The 19449-nt window shown below is 68.7% G+C and carries 22 protein-coding genes; 20 read left to right on the top strand and 2 right to left on the bottom strand.

The genetic code is table 11. The features are described from left to right. The first annotated feature begins 34 nt into the window (after positions 1 to 34). Positions 35 to 346 (top strand): hypothetical protein, encoded by a 312-nt coding sequence (locus tag GVY41_RS09845; protein WP_161345905.1) that lies wholly within the window; start codon positions 35 to 37, stop codon positions 344 to 346. Between the two features lie 135 nt (positions 347 to 481). Here GVY41_RS09845 and GVY41_RS09840 read toward each other — a convergent pair whose 3' ends face one another. Beyond that, entirely contained in the window at positions 482 to 676 is a 195-nt protein-coding gene (locus GVY41_RS09840) for a DUF1127 domain-containing protein (RefSeq protein ID WP_161345903.1), read from the bottom strand. 378 nt (positions 677 to 1054) lie between these two features. On the opposite strand from GVY41_RS09840, the gene ruvC reads away from it, so the two are divergent. From ruvC to GVY41_RS09820, 4 genes are read left to right on the top strand one after another with little or no spacing between them, the layout of a single operon-like run. Next, entirely contained in the window at positions 1055 to 1636 is a 582-nt protein-coding gene (gene ruvC / locus GVY41_RS09835) for a crossover junction endodeoxyribonuclease RuvC (protein WP_161345901.1), read from the top strand. Further along, complete coding sequence (ruvA, locus tag GVY41_RS09830; RefSeq protein WP_161345899.1) at positions 1633 to 2301, top strand: Holliday junction branch migration protein RuvA; 669 nt, start codon at positions 1633 to 1635, stop codon at positions 2299 to 2301. The genes ruvC and ruvA overlap by 4 nt, the downstream gene beginning before the upstream one ends. Before the next feature lie 52 nt (positions 2302 to 2353). After that, positions 2354 to 3265, top strand: coding sequence for a zinc metalloprotease HtpX (gene htpX / locus GVY41_RS09825; protein WP_161345897.1), 912 nt, complete (start codon positions 2354 to 2356; stop codon positions 3263 to 3265). Next, complete coding sequence (locus GVY41_RS09820) at positions 3256 to 3726, top strand: GNAT family N-acetyltransferase (protein WP_229726016.1); 471 nt, start codon at positions 3256 to 3258, stop codon at positions 3724 to 3726. Before htpX ends, GVY41_RS09820 begins: the two co-directional genes overlap by 10 nt. Before the next feature lie 29 nt (positions 3727 to 3755). Here the strand turns inward: GVY41_RS09820 and GVY41_RS09815 are convergent, their stop codons facing one another. Continuing rightward, positions 3756 to 4346 (bottom strand): TetR/AcrR family transcriptional regulator, encoded by a 591-nt coding sequence (locus GVY41_RS09815; protein WP_161345895.1) that lies wholly within the window; start codon positions 4344 to 4346, stop codon positions 3756 to 3758. 88 nt (positions 4347 to 4434) lie between these two features. On the opposite strand from GVY41_RS09815, the gene GVY41_RS09810 reads away from it, so the two are divergent. From GVY41_RS09810 to GVY41_RS09740, 15 genes are all read left to right on the top strand, one after another. Further along, positions 4435 to 4938 (top strand): anthrone oxygenase family protein, encoded by a 504-nt coding sequence (locus GVY41_RS09810; RefSeq protein WP_161345893.1) that lies wholly within the window; start codon positions 4435 to 4437, stop codon positions 4936 to 4938. A gap of 147 nt (positions 4939 to 5085) precedes the next feature. Beyond that, positions 5086 to 6126: a Holliday junction branch migration DNA helicase RuvB gene (gene ruvB / locus GVY41_RS09805; RefSeq protein ID WP_161345891.1), complete on the top strand. Its 1041-nt coding sequence runs from the start codon at positions 5086 to 5088 to the stop codon at positions 6124 to 6126. Between the two features lie 65 nt (positions 6127 to 6191). Then, complete coding sequence (locus GVY41_RS09800; protein ID WP_161346116.1) at positions 6192 to 6815, top strand: hypothetical protein; 624 nt, start codon at positions 6192 to 6194, stop codon at positions 6813 to 6815. Continuing rightward, the gene (gene ybgC, locus GVY41_RS09795) at positions 6812 to 7213 is read left to right on the top strand and encodes a tol-pal system-associated acyl-CoA thioesterase (protein ID WP_161345889.1); all 402 of its coding nucleotides are present in this window, start codon (positions 6812 to 6814) and stop codon (positions 7211 to 7213) included. The genes GVY41_RS09800 and ybgC overlap by 4 nt, the downstream gene beginning before the upstream one ends. Before the next feature lie 179 nt (positions 7214 to 7392). Continuing rightward, entirely contained in the window at positions 7393 to 8088 is a 696-nt protein-coding gene (gene tolQ, locus GVY41_RS09790; RefSeq protein ID WP_161345887.1) for a protein TolQ, read from the top strand. A 3-nt stretch (positions 8089 to 8091) separates the two neighbouring features. After that, positions 8092 to 8577, top strand: a complete 486-nt coding sequence (gene tolR / locus GVY41_RS09785; protein WP_161345884.1) for a protein TolR — start codon at positions 8092 to 8094, stop codon at positions 8575 to 8577. A gap of 9 nt (positions 8578 to 8586) precedes the next feature. After that, complete coding sequence (locus tag GVY41_RS09780; RefSeq protein WP_161345882.1) at positions 8587 to 9792, top strand: hypothetical protein; 1206 nt, start codon at positions 8587 to 8589, stop codon at positions 9790 to 9792. A 194-nt stretch (positions 9793 to 9986) separates the two neighbouring features. Next, on the top strand, positions 9987 to 11312 hold the full coding sequence (gene tolB, locus GVY41_RS09775) for a Tol-Pal system beta propeller repeat protein TolB (protein WP_161345880.1): 1326 nt from the start codon (positions 9987 to 9989) through the stop codon (positions 11310 to 11312). A gap of 111 nt (positions 11313 to 11423) precedes the next feature. Then, positions 11424 to 11948, top strand: a complete 525-nt coding sequence (gene pal / locus GVY41_RS09770; protein WP_161345878.1) for a peptidoglycan-associated lipoprotein Pal — start codon at positions 11424 to 11426, stop codon at positions 11946 to 11948. Positions 11949 to 11962: 14 nt separating this feature from the next. After that, entirely contained in the window at positions 11963 to 12799 is an 837-nt protein-coding gene (gene ybgF, locus GVY41_RS09765; protein ID WP_161345876.1) for a tol-pal system protein YbgF, read from the top strand. Position 12800: 1 nt separating this feature from the next. After that, positions 12801 to 14042, top strand: a complete 1242-nt coding sequence (tilS, locus tag GVY41_RS20535) for a tRNA lysidine(34) synthetase TilS (protein ID WP_268234503.1) — start codon at positions 12801 to 12803, stop codon at positions 14040 to 14042. Between the two features lie 90 nt (positions 14043 to 14132). After that, entirely contained in the window at positions 14133 to 16043 is a 1911-nt protein-coding gene (gene ftsH / locus GVY41_RS09755) for an ATP-dependent zinc metalloprotease FtsH (RefSeq protein WP_161345874.1), read from the top strand. Positions 16044 to 16045: 2 nt separating this feature from the next. Then, positions 16046 to 16840 (top strand): methyltransferase, encoded by a 795-nt coding sequence (locus tag GVY41_RS09750; protein WP_161345872.1) that lies wholly within the window; start codon positions 16046 to 16048, stop codon positions 16838 to 16840. A gap of 13 nt (positions 16841 to 16853) precedes the next feature. Further along, the gene (locus tag GVY41_RS09745; protein WP_161345870.1) at positions 16854 to 17450 is read left to right on the top strand and encodes an MOSC domain-containing protein; all 597 of its coding nucleotides are present in this window, start codon (positions 16854 to 16856) and stop codon (positions 17448 to 17450) included. Positions 17451 to 17772: 322 nt separating this feature from the next. Further along, the gene (locus GVY41_RS09740) at positions 17773 to 19446 is read left to right on the top strand and encodes a formate--tetrahydrofolate ligase (RefSeq protein WP_161345868.1); all 1674 of its coding nucleotides are present in this window, start codon (positions 17773 to 17775) and stop codon (positions 19444 to 19446) included. The last annotated feature ends 3 nt before the right edge of the window (positions 19447 to 19449 follow it).

Here is a 19449-nt window from a genome sequence, read left to right as displayed (position 1 = left end):
ATTGCTTGCGGGGCGTCAATCGGAGGCATCGGGGATGCTGGACGAGAACATGCAGGATTTTCACGGCCGGCTTGCGCGCGTGGCGCGGGGGCGGGCCATCGGCCGCACTTCGGCGCCTGCGCCCGGGCGGCGGCGCTGGGTTGCGGCCCGGGCGCTGCTATTCCTGTTCCTGATGCCGATCGCGGTCAAGGCGGCGATGCTGCTGCGGCTTGGCGGCGCGGAGTATGAGGCGCGGCTGGACATCTTGCGTCAAGGGACAACGGCGCAAAAGGCCGGCGCGGCGGTGATGCAGGTCGATCCGGCGACGGCGCGGCTGGCGGACTGGCTGCGCGGTCTGGGGGGCTGAGGCCCCTGAAAGACAAAGGGCCGGTGCAGATGTCTCTGCCACGGCCCTGTCTTCAGATCGTCGTCTTCAGATCGTCGCCACCCGTGCCAGGCAGGGGCCCTTCAGGCCCGCCACTGCGAGGGTGTTTCCCGGGCGTCAGCCCCGGGCGCTGATCGCGTCGATGTCGCTGCGCGACAGACCGATATCGTCCAGTTCACGGTCCGACAGGCGCGACAGCGCTTTGCGGGTGACCCGGGCATCGTTCCATGCGGCAACTGCGGCAAAGAGCCGACCCGCGACACCGACACCGGTGCCTGCGGCGACCATGCGGTTCGTTTCAAAGGCGGCCATGATTTCAGTCCTTCATAAAGTGCGTAATTCGGAAGCATCGTGCTTCGTGAACCGCAAATAGGCTGGGCGTTATTGCAACGCAAGGTGGGCCCAAGCATGGTCGCCATGCTGCGGCTGCATGGCTCTCGCGGCCCGTTCACGGGATTTTCACTACCTGCAAAACTGCCCGTGAAACCTGTCGAAATGGCGATCCGGAATGTCGCTTTCGGGCGAAATGTGCGGCACAAATGCTGCAACTGCGAAGGCGCGCCTTCCCGCTGGCGAGCGTTCGCGTTTTGTGCTACTGCGTCAGAAAAGCCACAAACTGTCGGCAATCGGCCTTTCACGGCCGAGACCGGCGGCGATGCGGCAGCAAAACAAGGGCGGGGGCAGGACGCTATGCGGGTTTTGGGAATCGATCCGGGGCTGCGGACCATGGGCTGGGGCGTGATTGACGTGTCGGGCGCGCGGCTGAGCCATGTCGCCAATGGCCTCTGCCTGTCCGGCACCGGCGATCTGGCGCAGCGGCTGCTGGCGCTGTTCGACCAGCTCACCGAAGTCTTCGCGCGCTTCGAGCCGACGGCGGCGGCGGTGGAGCAGACCTTCGTGAACAAGGATGCCAGCGGGACGCTGAAGCTGGGACAGGCGCGGGCGGTGGCGCTGCTGGTGCCGGCGCAGCGCGGGCTGGTGGTCGGGGAATATGCCCCGAACGCGGTGAAGAAGGCGGTGGTCGGCGTCGGCCATGCCGGCAAGGATCAGGTGGCGCATATGGTGCGCTTCCAGCTGCCGGGCGTGGATCTGGCGGGGCCCGATGCCGCCGATGCGCTGGCGGTGGCGATCACCCATGCCCATCACTTGCAAAGCGCCGGGCGGATGTCGGCCGCGGTGCGCAGCGCGGAAACGCGGGCGAAGACGCCGCGGGGGGCGGTGGATGGCTGGGCCGAGATTGCCCGCACCCGTGTGAAGGGAGGCGTGGCATGATCGGGCGTATCGCGGGGGTGATCCTGCACCGGGCGATGGATCATGTGCTGATCGACGTGCGCGGCGTGGGCTATATCGTGCATGTGTCGGACCGGACCGCTGCCAGCCTGCCGCCGGTGGGCGAGGCCTGTGCGCTGTATACCGAGCTGCTGGTGCGCGAGGATCTGCTGCAGCTGTTCGGGTTTTCCACGTTGCTGGAGAAGGAATGGCACCGGCTGCTGACCTCGGTTCAGGGGATCGGGGCCAAGGCCTCGATGGCGATCCTGGGCACGCTGGGGGCCGAGGGCGTGGGCCGGGCGATTGCGCTTGGCGACTGGAACGCGGTGCGGCAGGCGCCGGGCGTGGGGCCCAAGCTGGCGCAGCGGGTGGTGATGGAGCTGAAGGACAAGGCGCCTAGCGTGATGGCGATGGGCGGCGCGCTGACGGTGGATGTGAGCCAGCCCGAGGATGTGCTGGAGCCTTTGGCGCCTCGCACAAGGCGGCCCGCGGCGGCGGTGTCGCCCACGGCAGCGGCCACGGCGGATGCGCTCTCGGCGCTGGTCAACCTTGGCTATGGGCAGGGCGAGGCGGCGGGGGCGGTGGCCGAGGCTGCGGGGGCCGAGCCGGATGCGCCGACGCCGGTGCTGATCCGCGCGGCGCTGCGGTTGCTGGCGCCGAAGGCTTGAGGCAAGCGCCGGCGGTGCCCATATTCCGGCGGTGAGTTTGCGGGAGGCGGGCATGGGCTATACCAAGACGGCGATCCTGATGGCGGCGATGACGGCGCTGTTCATGGGGCTTGGCTATCTGCTGGGCGGGCAGGGCGGGATGCTGATCGCGCTGGGGCTCGCCGGGGCGATGAACTTGTTCGGCTGGTGGAACTCCGACAAGGCCGTGCTCAGGATGCACGGCGCGCGGGAGGTGACCGAGGCCGAGGCGCCCGCCTATGTCGGCATGGTGCGCGAGATGGCGCTGCGGGCCGGGATGCCGGTGCCGAAATGCTACATCATCGAGACGGATCAGCCGAATGCCTTTGCCACGGGCCGCAATCCGCAGAATGCCGCCGTGGCCGCGACCACAGGCCTTTTGGCGCGGCTGAGCCCCGAGGAGGTGGCGGGGGTGATGGCGCATGAGCTGGCGCATATCCGCAACCATGACACCCTCATCATGACGGTGACGGCGACCTTTGCCGGCGCGATTTCCATGCTGGCGAACTTCGCGCTGTTCTTTGGCAACCGTGAGCGGCAGGGCGGGCTGATCGGCACGCTGGTGCTGATGATCCTCGCGCCGATGGCGGCGGGGCTGGTGCAGATGGCGATCAGCCGCACGCGGGAATATGAGGCGGACCGGGCGGGGGCCGAGATCTGCGGGCAGCCGCTGTGGCTGGCCTCCGCGCTTGGCAAGATCGAGGCCTTTGCGCAGCGGATCGACAACCCGGCGGCCGAGCAGAACCCGGCCAGCGCGCATATGTTCATCATCAACCCGCTGCATGCCCATGCCCATGACAAGCTGTTCTCGACCCATCCGAACACGCAGAACCGGATTGCGGCGCTGCGGGCGATGGTGGGGGAGGTGCCGCGCGCTGCGATGGACGCGGGGCCGAGCCGGGTGCCGCGGGTCAAGCGGGCGGCAAGGAAGGGGCCGTGGAGTTGAGCGGGCGGGGCCTGACATTCCGCCGCGCGGTTGCCGGGGATGTTCCGGCGCTGGTCGCGCTGCTCGCCGATGACGTGCTTGGCGTGCAGCGGGAGCAGACGGGGCCGGAGGGCCTTGGGCGCTACGATGCCGCGTTTGCCCTGATCGACGCCGATCCCAACCAGTTTCTCTGCGTCGCCGAGCGCGAGGGGCAGATTGCGGGCACCTTGCAGCTGAGCTTCATCCCCGGACTGGCGCGGGGCGGCGCGATGCGCGGGCAGATCGAAGCGGTGCGCGTGGCGGCGGGGATGCGGGGGCACGGCATCGGCCGGGCGATGTTCGATTGGGCGATTGCAGAATGCCGGGCGCGGGGGTGCGCGCTGGTGCAACTGACCACGGACAGGTCGCGCGCCGATGCTCACAGGTTCTATGACGGGCTGGGGTTTGTGGCCTCGCATGTGGGGTACAAGAAGCAGCTGTAGCGGGCCGTCGCCAGGAAGCCTTGGCCCAGCTAACCGTCCATTAGCCGATAGAAGAGCGCCATCGAGCGTGTGCATTGCGCGTCGATCTCTGCCTGCGACGGCGCGGGGCAGTTATGGATGATGCGCCTGATCTGCAGATCCCCGACAAGCAGGCTGATGAACAGGCGGGTGGCCTCGGCTGGCCCGATGTCGCCGCCGGTGCAGATCCGGCCCATCAGCTCGGCCAGCAGTGGCATGACCTGGTCGCGCCCGCCGGCGGAGATGGCGGCCCCCAGCTCTCCGCTCGGGTCGGCGGCGGCGGCGCGGTTCAGCAGGATCGCCCGGTCGCCGAGCAACATTTCGAGGAAGACGGCCGCAACACTGGCGAGCGTGCCGCGCGGGTCGTCCTGCCGCTCCAGCGCGCGCAGCAGCAGAGCGCGGGTCTCGGCGGCATTGTCCTCGACCATCGCGCGGAACAGCCCCTCCTTGTTGCCATACCAGCGGTAGAGCGTCTCGTTCGAGGCCTTGGCCGCGGTAGCGATGCGCAGCATCGAGGTGCCGGCATAGCCGTGCTCGGCCAGCAGCGCATAGGCGGCGCGGGCGATGGTGGCGTGTCGGTCCTGTCGGTCGCGGTCGTTCATGGGCCTGCGGAAATTGCTTGCTTTATCCGTACACATCGGTACGTCCTGGTAAAGGCGTATTGATCTGTACGCCAAGCGGAGCGCGGACATGAAGCACCTGACCTATGGAATGATCCTGCTGTCGCTGACGCTGAGCGCGGCGATCTTCGGCTTTTTCTATGCCTGGGTCTGTTCGACCATGTGGGGGCTGGACGCGGCTGACCCGCGGGTGGCGATCAGCGCGATGCAGGCAATGAATGCCTCGGTCAGGAATGCGGTCTTCGCGCCGGCCTTCTTCGGCACCCCGGTCGCGCTTGGCGCGGCTGCGGGGCTGCTGCTCATGCGGGGGCACCTGCGCAGCGCGGCAGCGTTTGCAGTGGGAGCGGGCGTCTATCTGTGCTTCGGACTGGTGCTGACGATGATGGTCAATGTTCCGATGAACGAGGCGTTGGCGATGGTTGCGGTGCCTGCGGACGTGGAAAGCGCCGGGGTGATCTGGCGGGAGTATTCCGGGCCCTGGCAGGTCTGGAACCAGATCCGCACGGTGGCCTCGGGCGCGGCATTCCTGCTGGCCCTGTCGGGGGTGATGATGGTTGGCCGGGAGCGGGTCTGAGACCCCGGACAGCCGCGCATCCAGTCCCGCAGCGCCCACCCGGCGGACGGGCGCTGCCCTCTGCCAGTGGGCCACCAACCCCGCCCCGCTTGCATCGCAACGCGTTCCGGGTGAGAACGGACAGGAAACGTCGCAAAGGTCTGCCCGATGCCCGCCTCCAGCCCCGATCCGATGCTGCGCCCTGAAAGCCTGCCCGAGGATCCGGGCGGGGCCGACCGGGCGCTGCGGCCGCAGGCGCTGTCGGAATTCGTGGGCCAGGCCGAGGCGCGGGCCAATCTGCGGGTGTTCATCGAGAGCGCGAAGATGCGCGGCGAGGCGATGGACCACACGCTGTTCCACGGCCCGCCCGGCCTTGGCAAGACCACGTTGGCGCAGATCATGGCGCGCGAGCTGGGGGTCAGTTTCCGCATGACCTCCGGCCCCGTCATCGCCAAGGCGGGCGATCTGGCGGCGATCCTGACCAACCTCGAAGCCCGCGATGTGCTGTTCATCGACGAGATCCACCGGCTGAACCCGGCGGTGGAGGAGATCCTGTATCCCGCGATGGAGGATTTCGAGCTGGATCTGGTGATCGGCGAGGGGCCGGCGGCGCGGACGGTGCGGATCGAGTTGCAGCCCTTCACGCTGGTCGGGGCGACGACGCGGCTGGGGCTGCTGACGACGCCGCTGCGCGACCGTTTCGGCATCCCGACCCGGCTGCAATTCTACACCGAGGATGAGCTGGACCTGATCGTGGCGCGCGGGGCGCGGCTGATGGGGATCTCGTCCGATCCCGCCGGCACGCGCGAGATTGCGCGGCGGGCGCGGGGCACGCCGCGGATCGCCGGGCGGCTGCTGCGCCGGGTGGTGGATTTCGCGCTGGTCGAGGGCGATGGCCGGCTGACGCGCGAGATTGCGGATTCGGCGCTGACCCGGCTGGGGGTGGATCATCTGGGGCTGGATGGGGCCGACCGCCGTTATCTGATGCTGATCGCCGAACACTACGCGGGCGGCCCGGTGGGGGTGGAAACGCTGTCGGCGGCGTTGTCCGAGGCGCGGGATGCCATTGAAGAGGTGATCGAGCCCTACCTGCTGCAACAGGGCCTGATACAGCGAACCCCGCGCGGGCGGATGCTGGCGAGCCGGGCCTGGAGCCATCTGGGCATGGCCGCGCCGGCGCTGCCGGGGCAGACCGACCTGTTCGGCTGAGCTTGAGCGCGCGCCGGGTTGCTTCTATGTCAGGGGCAGCAACAGGCGAGGCGACGATGGACCAGATGAGCCCCGAGGTGATCACCGCGCTGTTTACCCGTGCGTCTGGGGACTATGTCTTTGCCCGCTGGGGAAGGCCGATCGTGCCGGTGGTGTTCGGGGTCGATGATGCGACGCTGTCCACCATGAAGGGCGCCATCGAGGCGGTGGTGGTGCTCGCCGGGCACAAGATGGCCGAGCATGACCCCGAACTGGGCGCCAACCTGATGGTGTTCTTCCTGCGTGACTGGGCCGAACTGCTGGAGGTGCCGAACCTGGACCGGCTGCTGGACGGGCTGGCGCCGCTGGTGGCGCGGCTGCAGGCGGCGGAGGCGAACCAGTACCGGGTGTTCCGCTTCGATCCGTCGGGCGCGATCAAGGCGGCTTTCGTGTTCGTGCGGATGGATGACGCTCTGGCCGAGGTGCCGGCGGCGACGCTGGCGCTGTCCCAGGCGGTGCAGGTGATCGTGCTGTGGTCGGATGCGGCGTTCCATCAGGCGTCGCCCTTGGGGCTGGTGGAGGGGGTGGCAGTGCTGCGCCCCGAGATCGCGGCGGTGATCCGCGCCGCCTATGACCCGGTGCTGCCGGTAGCGACGCAGGAGGCCAGCCACGGGCTGCGGCTGGCGGCGCGGGCGGGGCGGCTGGTATGACGCATACCTTTGCGCTGCGGGTCTATTACGAGGATACCGACCTTGCCGGCATCGTCTATTACGCCAATTACCTGAAGTTCATCGAGCGGGGGCGCAGCGAGTGGGTGCGCAGCCTCGGGATGGATCAGGCGAGGCTCAAGGCTGACACCGGGATCGTCTTCGCCGTCCGCCGGGTCGAGGCGGATTACCTGCGCCCCGCCCGCTATGATGACGAGCTGGTAGTGGAGACGCGGGCAGTGAGCATCAGCGCGGCGCGGATCGTGCTGGATCAGGCCGTGATGCGGGGCGGCGAACGGCTGTTTCAGGCGCAGGTGGTGCTGGTCTGCATCGGCGAGGGCGGGCAGCCGGCGCGAATTCCGGCAATGCTGCGGCAAAAGCTGAGCCCGGCACTGCACTGACGTGCAGGGGCGGGCGGCAATCCGCCGCCCAAGGCAGCAGCGGGCGCGGAACTTGCCCCAACTGTGCGCCGCAATGCGGCATTGACGCAGATGTGTTGGCATCTCCCCTTACCCTGTGTAGAATCGCGTGCAATGAGAGCCGCGACAATGCGGCCCCACAACCGGCGAGCAGTATAGATATGGAAACCGAAGCCCTTGCGATGGCGCAGGAGATCGACTTCTCCTTGTTCGCGCTTTTTGCGCGCGCCACCCTGACCGTGCAACTTGTGATGCTGATGCTGCTGGTTGCCAGCATCTGGTCCTGGACGATCATCGTGCAGAAGCTGCTGACCTATCGGATGGCACAGCGCGAGGCGGCGATCTTCGACCGCTCGTTCTGGTCGGGTGAGCCGCTGGACGAGCTGTTCGAGAAGATCGGCAGCGCGCCCGATGGGGCCAGCGAGAAGATCTTTGCCGCCGGAATGCTGGAATGGCGGCGCAGCCACCGGCAGGATGGCGGGCTGATCGCCGGCGCGCAGGCGCGGATCGACCGGTCGATGGACGTGGCGATCGCCAAGGAGGCCGAGCGGCTGAATGCCGGCCTTGGCGTGCTGGCCACCACCGGCGCCACGGCGCCGTTCATCGGCCTGTTCGGCACGGTCTGGGGCATCAAGACCGCCTTCGAGGACATCGCCATTTCGCAGAACACCAGCCTTGCGGTCGTGGCGCCGGGCATTGCCGAGGCGTTGCTGGCCACAGGCATCGGCCTGCTGGCCGCCATCCCGGCGGTGATCTTCTACAACAAGCTTTCGGCCGACAGCGACAAGATCGTGTCGGGCTACGAGGCCTTTGCCGACGAGTTTGCCACCATCCTCTCGCGCCAGCTGGACGCCTGAGCCATGGGCGGGGGTGTTGCCAGAAAATCCGGCGGAGGCGGCCGGCGCGGGCGGCGGCGGGGCACACCCGCCGCGATGAGCGAGATCAACATCACGCCCTTCGTGGACGTGATGCTGGTGCTGCTGGTGATCTTCATGGTCGCGGCGCCGCTGATGACCGTGGGCGTGCCGCTGGAACTGCCCAAGACCGCCGCGCAGGCGGTGCCGACCGAGCAGGAGGAGCCGCTGACCATCTCCATCACCGCCGAAGGGCCGGTGATGATCATGAACACCGAAACGCCCGAGAACGAGCTGATCGAGAAACTGCGTGCCATCGCGGCCGAACGCAATGACGACAAGCTGTTCCTGCGGGCCGACGGGTCGATCCCCTATGAACGTGTGGTGCAGGTGATGGGCGCGCTGAATGCGGGCGGTTTCACCTCGATCATCCTCGTGACCGAGGCGGGCGGCCCCCGGTTCGATGGCGCGGTAGCGGCCCCGAGCGAGTAAAGGCAGCCCATGGCGAGCCCGGAAAAGATCGGCATCACGGTATCGGCGGCGGGGCACGCAGGATTGATCCTGTGGGCCGCGCTTGGCGGCTGGCTGTTCCAGCCGCAGGAGAGCGAGCCGGTGGAGATGGCCGAGGTCTCGCTGATGTCGGAAAGCGAGTTCGCGGCGATTTCGGCAGCGGCCGAGGCGGCGGCAAGCCGTGCGCCCGTGGCCTCGCCGGACGAGCCGTCGGCCCCCGCCGCGCCCGAAGCGCCGGAGGCAGAAGCGGCCCCGGCCGAGCAGCCGGCCGAGCCCGAGCAGGTGACGCCCGAGCCGCCGGCGCCCGAGCCTGCACCCCAGCCGGACGCCGCCCCCGATGTGACCGAACTGACCCCGCCGGTGCCCGAAGTGCCCGAGGCGCCGCCGACGCCGCCGACCCCGCCGGTCGAGGAGCCGAGCGCGACGATCCTGACCGAGATCAGCCCGCGGCCGCGTCCGCGCCCGGCGCCGCGCGTGGCCCCGACGCCTGCAGAGGCGCCCGAGCCCGATGCGCAGGTTGCGGAAACCGCGGTGGCCGAGACGGAGCCGGAACCTACGCCCGAGCCCGAGCCGGTGCCTGAGCCCCCCGTCGAGGAGGCCGCGCCGCCCGAGGCGACAACCGAGATCGTGACCGAGGCGACCGAGACCGACGAGGCGCCCGAAAGCTCTGCCCCCGCCGCGACGCCGCGGCCCCGGCAGCGCCCGGCAGCGCCGGCGCGCCCGGCCGAGACCGAGACGGCGGCAGCGGAACCCGAAGCGGCGGCCCCTTCGCGCGAGGATGCCGTGGCGGATGCGCTGGCCGAGGCCCTGGCCGAAAGCGCCCCGGTGGAGGCGCCCGAGGCGGCCTCTGGCCAAGGGCAGGCCCCGTCCGGCCCGCCGATGACGGCCGGCGAGAAGGATGCGCTGCGCGTGGCTGTGCAGGCCTGCTGGAACACCGGCTCGCTGTCTTCCGAGGCGCTGCAGGTGACGGTGACGGTGCGGGTGCTGATGTCGCAAGACGGGCGGCCGCAGTCGAACAGCATCGAGATGCTGGGCTATGAGGGCGGATCGGATGGGGCGGCCAACCAGGCCTATGAGGCCGCCCGGCGTGCGATCATCCGCTGCGGGGCCAACGGCTATGACCTGCCGGCCGAGAAATTCGACCAATGGGATGAGATCGAGATGATCTTCAACCCGACGAACATGAGGATCAAGTGATGGGTGCCGCGCAGGCAAAGCCCATTGCGGCGGGCCGGGTCGCAGGGGGCCGGATCGGGGAACGATCCGCGCTGGCGCAGGTTGGTCACGCAGTTGTGGCCGGGGCCGCCGGGCCCTTGCCCTATGCTGCGGCAAGAATTGATGGGTTTTTAAGGGCGGTTCGCAGGGCCCCCAACACAGAGGGTGTGACGCTGATGCTTCGCAGTTTGACATGGGCGCTGGCACTTGCCGGCGCAGCTTTCGCCGCGGCGCCGGTTGCGGCGCAGGATGGCCCGCTGCGGCTGGAAATCACCGAGGGCGTGATCGAGCCCTTGCCCTATGCGGTGCCGGCCTTCGTGGCCGAGAATGCCGCCGCCCAGCAATATGCCGCCGAAATCTCGCGCGTTGTCGCGTCCGACCTCAGCGGCACCGGCCTGTTCCGCGAGATCCCGGCCTCGGCCCATATCGCGCGGGTCACCAGCTTTGACGCGCCGGTGGGCTATGCCGACTGGAAGGCCGTGAATGCCGAGGCGCTGATCACCGGCGCGGTGTCGGTCTCGGGTGACCGGCTGACGGTGAAGTTCCGGCTTTATGACATCTATTCCGGCCAGCAACTGGGCGAGGGGCTGCAATTCGCCGCCACCACCGCCAGCTGGCGGCGCATGGCCCACAAGGTCGCCGATGCCGCCTATAGCCGGATCACCGGCGAGAGCGGGTATTTCGACAGCCGCGTGGTGTTCGTGGCCGAGGCCGGTCCCAAGGACCAGCGCCAGAAACGCCTTGGCGTAATGGATTACGACGGCGCGAACGTGCAGTACCTGACCGACAGCAGCACCATCGTGCTGGCACCGCGCTTCTCGCCCACCGGCGACCGGGTGCTGTTCACCACCTTTGAAACCGGCTTCCCGCGGATCAAGCTGCTGAACGTCGCCTCGGTCACCGCGCAGCTGCTGCCGGAAACGCCCGGCACCATGACCTTCGCCCCGCGCTTTTCCCCCGATGGGCGGCAGGTGGTCTATTCGCTGGAGCAGGGCGGCAATACCGACATCTGGAAGATGGACCTGAACACCGGGCAATCCTCGCGCCTGACCAACACGCCCGCGATCGAGACCGGGCCGTCCTTCAGCCCCGATGGCAGCCGCATCGTGTTCGAAAGCGACCGGTCTGGCACCCAGCAGCTGTATGTCATGTCCGCCTCGGGCGGCGAGCCGACGCGGATCAGCTTTGGCGAGGGCCGCTATGGCACCCCGGTCTGGTCGCCGCGCGGCGATCTGATCGCCTTCACCAAGCAGAACCAGGGCCGCTTCCATATCGGCGTGATGCGGACCGATGGCTCGGAAGAGCGGCTGCTGACGGCGTCGTTCCTCGACGAGGGCCCGACCTGGGCGCCCAATGGCCGGGTGATCATGTTCACCCGCGAAAGCGCCGGTGCGGGCGGCGAGCCGCGGCTGTATTCGGTGGATATCACCGGGCGGAACCTGAAGGCGGTGACGACAGAGGGCGCGGCTTCGGACCCGGCATGGTCGCCGCTGCTGCCCTGACCGGACCTGCAGGAGGGGCGTTTCCAAATCGCGGCCAGACTGCTAACCTGACGGCCAAAGGCCACCGAACACATCTGATGGCCAAAGGCCAATAAACACAGGCGGAACGACATGAGACTGCACTCTTCGGCCCTACTTCTGATCGGCGTGCTTGCCCTTGCGGCATGTAACAACCCCAACCGCTTTGGCGCGGGCGGTGCTGATGGCGCGGGCGGCTATGGTCCCGGCGGCATCGGCAGCACCGGGCTTGGCGGCGCGAACGATCCGACCTCGCCGGCCTATTTCGCGCAGACCATCGGCGACCGGGTGCTGTTCCAGGTGGACCAGTCGACGATCAACCCCGAGGCGCGGATGATCCTGACCGGCCAGGGCCAATGGCTCGCCAGCAACCCGCAATATACCGCGATCATCGAAGGCCATGCCGACGAGCAGGGCACGCGCGAGTACAACCTTGCGCTTGGCGCCCGCCGCGCCAGCGCCGTGCAGGAGTTCCTGGTCAGCCAGGGCGTGCAGCCCGGCCGTCTGCGCACCGTCAGCTATGGCAAGGAACGCCCGCTGCAGGTCTGTTCGGAAGAAAGCTGCTATGCCCAGAACCGCCGCGCCGTGACCGTGATCTCGGTCGGGGCCGGTAGCTGAGAACGGGGGGCGCGATGATCCGGCTTCCGGGCCTTGCCCTGTGCGTCTTTGCGCTGGCCGCGCCCTTTGCAGGGGCGGCCAGGGCGGAAACGCTCGCCGATATCCGGACCGAGCTGTCGCAGCTGGCCGCGATGCTGCAATCGCTGAAGTCAGAGCTGGTCAGCTCTGGCACCGGATTGCAGGCCGCAGGCGGCGCAACGGCGCTCGACCGGATGAACACGATGGAGGCGGAGCTGTCGCGCCTGACATCGCAGACGGAAGAGCTGCAGAACCGCATCGACCGTGTGGTGTCGGATGGCACCAACCGGGTCGGCGATCTGGAATTCCGTCTGTGCGAGATGGAGGATGGCTGCGACATTGCCAACCTTCCCGTGACCACCGCGCTTGGCGGCGAGGCGGGCAGCGCGGCGCCGGCCCTTCCGGCGCCGGGTTCGACCGCTCCGCCGCCTTCGGGCGGGGCACAGCTTGCGGTGGGCGAGCAGGCAGACTTTGATCGGGCCCGGGAGGTGCTCGATCAAGGTGACTTTCGCGGCGCCGCTGACCTCTTTGCGACCTTTACCCAAACCTACACGGGCGGCCCCCTGACCGGCGAGGCGCATTACCTGCGCGGCGAGGCGCTGACCAAGCTGGGCGAGACGGCGAATGCCGCGCGCGCCTATCTGGAGGGGTTCTCGGGCAGTCCGGACGGGCCGTTCGCCGCCGACAACCTGCTGCGGCTTGGCACCTCGCTGGGGCAGCTGGGGCAGAGCCAGGAGGCTTGCGTAACGCTGACCGAGGTCGGCACCCGCTTCCCGGGCCATCTGGCGACGGCCGAGGCGGCCTCGCAGATGCGCACGCTTGGTTGCCAGTGACGTGACAGACGACCCGCTGCTGCGGACAATTATTGCGGCTTTGACGCCCGGACGCATCGAGCGTCTGGGCGTTGCCGTGTCCGGCGGGGGTGATTCGGTGGCCCTGTTGCATCTGCTGGCGGCGTGGCGCGCGGCAGGCGGCCCTGATCTGGCGGCGGTGACGGTGGATCACGGGTTGCGGCCCGAGGCGGCGGCCGAGGCCGAGGCGGTGGCGGTGGTCTGCGCCGGGCTTGGCGTGCCGCATACCGTGCTGCGCTGGCAGTGGGACCGGCGCGGCAATCTGCAGGATGCGGCGCGGCGGGCGCGGCAGCGGCTGATCGCGGAGTGGGCGGCGGGGCAGGGGGCCGGTGCTGTGGCGCTTGGCCATACCGCCGACGATCAGGCGGAAACCGTGCTGCTGCGGCTGGCGCGCGGGTCGGGCGTGGACGGGCTGTCGGGAATGGCGGCGGAGCGGCGGGCGGAGGGCGTGCTGTGGCTGCGGCCGCTGCTGGAGGTGCGGCGCGGGGCGTTGCGGGACTGGCTGCGGACGCGGGGGGTCGGCTGGGCGGAAGACCCCTCGAACGATGATCCGCGCTTTGACCGGGTGAAGGCGCGGCAGGCGCTGGCGGCTCTGGCGCCGCTGGGGCTGGACGTGGCGGGCCTCGCGGACACCGCCGCGCGGATGCGGATGGCGCGGGAGGCGCTGGCGCAGACGGCGCAGGCGGCGGCGCGAGGGCTGGGGCGGATTGACGCAGGCGATGTGGTGCTGGCCTCGGGGTTTGCCGGCCTGCCAGAGGAAACCCGGCTCAGGATCGCAGCCCATGCCCTGCGCTGGATCGGCGGTGGCGACTATCGCCCGCGGCTGGCGGCGCTGCAGGGCGCGCTGGCGGCGGCACAGGGCGGCAAGCCCGCGACGCTGGCCGGGTGTCTGCTGCTGCCCGAGGCGGGCGGCCTGCGGATTGCGCGTGAGCCGCAGGCGGTGGCTGCCACCACTGGCCTCGTGGGCGACCTTTGGGACGGGCGCTGGCGGCTGGAGGGCCCCGGGCCGGCGGACTGCGAGGTCCGGGCGCTTGGCGCTGCCGGGTTGGCGCTCTGTCCGGGCTGGCGCGAGACTGGCCGCCCCCATGCCGGGCTGGCGGCGACGCCCGCGGTCTGGCGCGGCGCCAATCTGGTCGCGGCGCCGCTGGCCGGGCACCCGGCGGGTTGGCGCGCAGAGCTTGCCTGCGGCGAAGAGGACTTCCTTCATTCGCTGATCTTGGATTGAACCTGACCGCCAAATCCCTATTTTGAACGGCAAGTGACACCGCGCGCCGCCAACGGTACGGGGCTGTCCGCACAAATGGAGGTTTCCCCCTTGGGTAACGCGCGCAATATCGCCTTCTGGGTCGTGCTGTTCCTGCTCATCCTGGCGCTGTTCAACCTGTTTTCGGGTGGGCAGAACACGATGAACAGCCGCTCGATCAGCTATTCGGAGTTCGTCCAGCGGGTGGACGCGGGCGAGGTGGCCTCGGTCACGCTCGACGGGGAGCAGGTGATCATGCGGGGGACCGATGGTCAGCAGTATGTGACCGTGAAGCCCGACGGGGACCAGATCACCGAGCGCCTGATCGCCAATAACGTCGAAGTGAAGGTGGAACGCCAACAGCAATCGGGCTTCTTGTCGATGCTGTCGCTGTGGCTGCCCTTCCTGCTGCTGATCGGCATCTGGATCTTCTTCATGAACCGGATGCAGGGCGGCGGCAAAGGCGGGGCGATGGGCTTTGGCAAATCGCGCGCCAAGCTGCTGACCGAGAAGCAGGGCCGCGTGACCTTTGACGACGTGGCCGGCATCGACGAGGCCAAGGAAGAGCTGGAAGAGATCGTGGAATTCCTGCGCAACCCGCAGAAGTTCAGCCGCCTTGGTGGCAAGATCCCGAAAGGCGCGCTGCTCGTCGGCCCGCCCGGTACGGGTAAAACCCTGCTCGCCCGCGCCATTGCGGGGGAGGCCGGGGTTCCGTTCTTCACCATCTCTGGCTCCGACTTTGTCGAGATGTTCGTGGGCGTCGGCGCAAGCCGGGTGCGCGACATGTTCGAGCAGGCCAAGAAGAACGCGCCCTGCATCGTGTTCATCGACGAGATCGACGCCGTGGGCCGCGCCCGGGGCGTGGGCATGGGCGGCGGCAATGACGAGCGTGAACAGACGCTGAACCAGCTGCTGGTGGAAATGGACGGCTTCGAGGCGAATGACGGCGTGATCATCATCGCCGCCACCAACCGCAAGGACGTGCTGGACCCGGCGCTGCTGCGCCCGGGCCGCTTCGACCGGCAGGTGACCGTCAGCAATCCCGACATCAAGGGCCGCGAGAAGATCCTGAACGTCCACGCCCGCAAGGTGCCGCTGGGGCCGGATGTCGACCTGCGCACCATCGCGCGCGGCTCGCCGGGCTTCTCGGGCGCCGATCTTGCGAACCTCGTGAACGAGGCCGCGCTGACCGCTGCGCGCAAGGGCCGCCGCTTCGTGACCATGGACGATTTCGAGAGCGCCAAGGACAAGGTGATGATGGGACCGGAGCGCCGGTCGATGATCATGTCCGATGACGACAAGGAAATGACCGCCTACCATGAGGCCGGCCACGCCATCGTCGGGATCAAGCTGCCGAAGTGCGACCCGGTCTACAAGGCGACGATCATGCCGCGTGGCGCCGCGCTTGGCATGGTGATGAGCCTGCCCGAGATGGACCGCCACAGCTGGCACAAGGACCAGATGAAGGACCGCATCGCCATGGGCATGGCCGGCAAGGCCGCCGAGGTGAAGAAATGGGGCGAGGAGCGTGTCTCCTCGGGCGCCAGCGGCGATATCCAGAACGTGTCGGCCGTGGCCCGCGCGATGGTGATGCGTTGGGGCATGTCGGAAAAGATCGGCAATATCGACTATTCCGAGGCGCATGAGGGCTATCAGGGCAATACCGGCGGCTTCAGCGTCTCGGCGGAAACCAAGCGCATGATCGAGGATGAGGTGAAGATCATCGTCGACGAGGGCTATGCCCGCGCGATGCAGATCCTGACCGAGCATGAGGAAGAGTTCGAGCGTCTGGCCCAGGGCCTGCTGGAATACGAAACCCTGACGGGCGACGAGATCAAGCGGGTGATGCGCGGCGAGCCGCTGGCCGATCCGGGCAATGACGAGACCCCGCCCTCGGGCAATGCCACCAGCGTGACCGCGATCCCGAAGACGACCAAGCCCAAGGCCCCCAAGGGCGGGCTGGAACCCGAGCCGACGGCCTGACGATGGCCGCTGGCAAGGATTGGAGCCCCGAGACCTATGCCCGGTTTCGGGGCCTTCGGTTGCGGCCGGCGCTGGATCTGCTGGCGCAGGTCCATGATCTGCCCGAAGGCGATGTGATCGACCTTGGATGTGGCAACGGCGCCGTGGGGCCAGCGCTGGCGGCGCTGTTCCCGGGCCGCCGGCTGATCGGCATCGACCAGTCGCCTGCGATGCTGGCCGAGGCTGCGGCAACGGGCGCCTACCGCCGCTGCCTTGCCGAGGATGCCGCGGTGTGGGAGCCGGCAACGCCGCCGGCGCTGATCTTCTCCAACGCTGCGCTGCAATGGCTGGGGAACCACGATGAGCTGCTGCCTCGGCTGGCGGGCCTGCTCGCCCCCGGCGGCACCCTGGCGGTGCAGATGCCGCGCCAGTTCAACGCGCCCTCGCACCGATTCCTGCGCGAGTTCGCCGCCGACATGTTCCCGGACCGTTTCGATTTCGTCGACTGGCACCCGCCGGTCCGCGCCCCGTTGGACTATCACCGTCTGCTTGCCCCGCTTGGGCAGCTGAACGTGTGGGAGACCGACTACATCCAGCGGCTTGTGCCCGGCGGCACCGGCCACCCGGTGCGGCGCTTTACCGAAGCCACGGCGATGCGCCCGTTCCTCGACAAACTGACCCCGGCCGAGACCGAAGCCTTCGTCGCGCGCTATGATGAGGCGCTGTCCGCCGCCTACCCGGCGGAGGATGACGGAAGCGTCCTGTTCCCGTTCCGCCGCGCGTTCATCGTGCTGCAGATGCCTGCGCATCCGTTCTGACCCGGAGGCTGCCATGCCGGTGCTGAAACCGAGTGACTTCTGGGGCGAAATCGTCTGGCTGGGCCGGGTCGATGACCGCGCCACCACCCTTGCCGCGACGCCCCTGCCCGAGCTTCACGCCAGCTTTGCCGGCGTTGCGGGAGAGGAGCATGCGGGGCTGACGCGCCCCTCGTGCTCTCGCGTGACGGCGCAATATCCGCGCAACACCGAGATTCGCAACACGCGGCAATTCTCGATCCTCGCGCAGGAAGATCTGGACAGTATCGCCGCTGCGATGGGGCTGGACAGCCTCGATCCGGCCTGGCTGGGCGCCAGCATGGTGGTGAACGGGATCCCCGATTTCAGCCATGTTCCGCCCTCGTCACGCCTGCAGGCGGGCAGCGGCGCGACGCTGGTGGTCGACATCGAGAACCGCCCCTGCACGCTGCCCGCCAAGGTGATCGAGGCGGCGCGTCCGGGGGCGGGAAAACTGTTCAAGCCGGCTGCCAAGGGCAAGCGCGGGATCACGGCTTGGGTTGAACGGGAGGGGGTGTTCCGGCTGGGGGACCGCCTGCGTCTGCATGTGCCGGACCAGCCGGTCTGGGCACATCTGGCGGAGGTGCGGGGGTAGAGCGCTTAGACCAGGACCAGGAAGGTCGAGGCAAGGGCGAGTCCCAGGCCGAAGCCGAGGTTGATGGCGATGGTTGCGGCGCGCATGGCAAGTCTCCTGTGGTTGGTCTTGTCGGCGTCTTCGCAGGCTCAACGCTGCCGCACCGGCGAAGTTCCGCGCATGGCTGCATTCCCCGGAAAACGCCCGATGTTTCCGATCGGCGTTGCGGCATCCGCGCCCGCGGCGAATTCAGGGGCGCATCCGTCGCAAACCTGTGCGACCGTGGCTTGCGATGCGCTAAGGCGCTTGGCAGGGAAGGCGCATCAGACGCCGGGAGGAACCCGTGGCTGCAAGAACCGATATCGAAATCGCCCGCGTGGCGGTGAAACGCCCGATCCGCGAGATCGGGGCGAAGCTGGGCATCCCCGTGGAGGCCCTGATCCCCTATGGCCATGACAAGGCCAAGGTGGCGCAGGGCTTCGTCGCCGGGCTGGAGGGGCAGGCGGAAGGCAAGCTGATCCTTGTCACCGCGATCAGCCCCACCCCGGCGGGTGAGGGCAAGACCACGACGACGGTCGGCCTCGGCGACGCGCTGGCGCGGATCGGCAAGCGCACGGCAATCTGCATCCGCGAGGCGAGCCTGGGCCCGAACTTCGGCATGAAGGGCGGGGCGGCGGGCGGCGGCATGGCCCAGATCGTGCCGATGGATGAGATGAACCTGCATTTCACCGGCGATTTCCACGCGATCACCGCCGCGCATAACCTGCTGTCGGCGCTGATCGACAATCACCTCTACTGGGGCAATGCGCTGGATATCGACCCGCGCCGCATCACCTGGCGGCGGGTGATGGACATGAACGACCGGGCGCTGCGCGACATGGTGGTGGGCCTTGGCGGGGTGAAGAACGGTTTCCCGCGGCAGACCGGTTTCGACATCACGGTGGCGTCCGAAGTGATGGCGATCCTGTGCCTCGCGCGCGATCTGGCAGACTTGCAGGACCGGCTGGGGGCCATCGTCATCGGCGCGCGCCGCGACCAGAGCCCGGTCCATGCCCGCGACCTGAAGGCCGAGGGCGCGATGACCGTGCTGCTGAAAGAGGCGATGCAGCCCAACCTGGTGCAGACGCTGGAGCATACGCCGGCCTTCGTGCATGGCGGGCCCTTTGCCAATATCGCCCATGGCTGCAATTCCGTCATCGCTACCCGCACCGCGCTGCGGCTGGCGGATTACGTGGTGACGGAGGCGGGGTTCGGCGCCGATCTTGGCGCCGAGAAGTTCTTCGACATCAAGTGCCGCAAGGCGGGGCTGGCGCCTGCCGCCGCGGTGATCGTGGCAACGGTGCGGGCGCTGAAGATGAACGGCGGCACTGCGCGGGCCGATCTAGGCCCCGAGGATGTGGCGGCGGTCGAACGCGGCTGCGCCAACCTTGGCCGCCACATTGCCAACACGCGCGGGTTCGGTGTGCCGGTGGTGGTGGCGATCAACCATTTCACCGGCGACACGGCAGCAGAAATGGCGGCGGTGCAGGCCTTCTGTGCCGCGCAGGGCGTGCAGTCGGTGCTGTGCCGGCATTGGGCGGAAGGCGGCGCCGGGGCCGAGGAACTGGCCCATGCCGTGGTGGCGCTGGCCGATGCGCCCTCGACCTTCACCCCGCTCTACCCCGACGACATGCCGCTGCTGGCCAAGATCGAGACGGTGGCGACGCGCATCTATCACGCTGCCGAGGTGGTGCCCGAGGCCGGCATCCGTGAGCAGCTGGCGGCCTGGGAGGCGGCGGGGCATGGGCATCTGCCGGTCTGCATCGCCAAGACGCAGTATTCGTTTTCCACCGATCCCACCCGGCGCGGCGCGCCCTCCGGCCATTCCGTGCCGCTGCGCGAGGTGCGGCTGGCGGCGGGGGCGGGCTTCGTGGTGGCGATCTGCGGCGAGATCATGACGATGCCGGGCCTGCCGCGGGTGCCGGCGGCGGAGAGCATCCGGCTGAATGCCGCGGGCGAGATCGACGGGTTGTTCTGATGG

Source organism: Frigidibacter albus, assembly GCF_009908165.1.
GTDB lineage: Bacteria > Pseudomonadota > Alphaproteobacteria > Rhodobacterales > Rhodobacteraceae > Frigidibacter > Frigidibacter albus.
The sequence above is the reverse complement of the archived record's forward strand: the minus strand, read 5'-3'. Positions and strand labels throughout refer to the sequence as shown.

Excerpts from the sequence above, each read along its gene's own strand:
- GVY41_RS09840 (WP_161345903.1), bottom strand. The coding sequence starts at position 676 with ATGGCCGCCTTTGAAACGAACCGCATGGTCGCCGCAGGCACCGGTGTC.
- ybgF (WP_161345876.1), top strand. The coding sequence starts at position 11,963 with ATGATCCGGCTTCCGGGCCTTGCCCTGTGCGTCTTTGCGCTGGCCGCG.
- ybgC (WP_161345889.1), top strand. The coding sequence starts at position 6,812 with ATGACGCATACCTTTGCGCTGCGGGTCTATTACGAGGATACCGACCTT.
- GVY41_RS09845 (WP_161345905.1), top strand. The coding sequence starts at position 35 with ATGCTGGACGAGAACATGCAGGATTTTCACGGCCGGCTTGCGCGCGTG.
- pal (WP_161345878.1), top strand. The coding sequence starts at position 11,424 with ATGAGACTGCACTCTTCGGCCCTACTTCTGATCGGCGTGCTTGCCCTT.
- GVY41_RS09800 (WP_161346116.1), top strand. The coding sequence starts at position 6,192 with ATGAGCCCCGAGGTGATCACCGCGCTGTTTACCCGTGCGTCTGGGGAC.
- tolQ (WP_161345887.1), top strand. The coding sequence starts at position 7,393 with ATGGAAACCGAAGCCCTTGCGATGGCGCAGGAGATCGACTTCTCCTTG.
- GVY41_RS09780 (WP_161345882.1), top strand. The coding sequence starts at position 8,587 with ATGGCGAGCCCGGAAAAGATCGGCATCACGGTATCGGCGGCGGGGCAC.
- GVY41_RS09745 (WP_161345870.1), top strand. The coding sequence starts at position 16,854 with ATGCCGGTGCTGAAACCGAGTGACTTCTGGGGCGAAATCGTCTGGCTG.
- GVY41_RS09810 (WP_161345893.1), top strand. The coding sequence starts at position 4,435 with ATGAAGCACCTGACCTATGGAATGATCCTGCTGTCGCTGACGCTGAGC.
- tolR (WP_161345884.1), top strand. The coding sequence starts at position 8,092 with ATGGGCGGGGGTGTTGCCAGAAAATCCGGCGGAGGCGGCCGGCGCGGG.
- GVY41_RS09815 (WP_161345895.1), bottom strand. The coding sequence starts at position 4,346 with ATGAACGACCGCGACCGACAGGACCGACACGCCACCATCGCCCGCGCC.
- tolB (WP_161345880.1), top strand. The coding sequence starts at position 9,987 with ATGCTTCGCAGTTTGACATGGGCGCTGGCACTTGCCGGCGCAGCTTTC.
- htpX (WP_161345897.1), top strand. The coding sequence starts at position 2,354 with ATGGGCTATACCAAGACGGCGATCCTGATGGCGGCGATGACGGCGCTG.
- ruvC (WP_161345901.1), top strand. The coding sequence starts at position 1,055 with ATGCGGGTTTTGGGAATCGATCCGGGGCTGCGGACCATGGGCTGGGGC.
- ruvA (WP_161345899.1), top strand. The coding sequence starts at position 1,633 with ATGATCGGGCGTATCGCGGGGGTGATCCTGCACCGGGCGATGGATCAT.
- ruvB (WP_161345891.1), top strand. The coding sequence starts at position 5,086 with ATGCCCGCCTCCAGCCCCGATCCGATGCTGCGCCCTGAAAGCCTGCCC.
- GVY41_RS09750 (WP_161345872.1), top strand. The coding sequence starts at position 16,046 with ATGGCCGCTGGCAAGGATTGGAGCCCCGAGACCTATGCCCGGTTTCGG.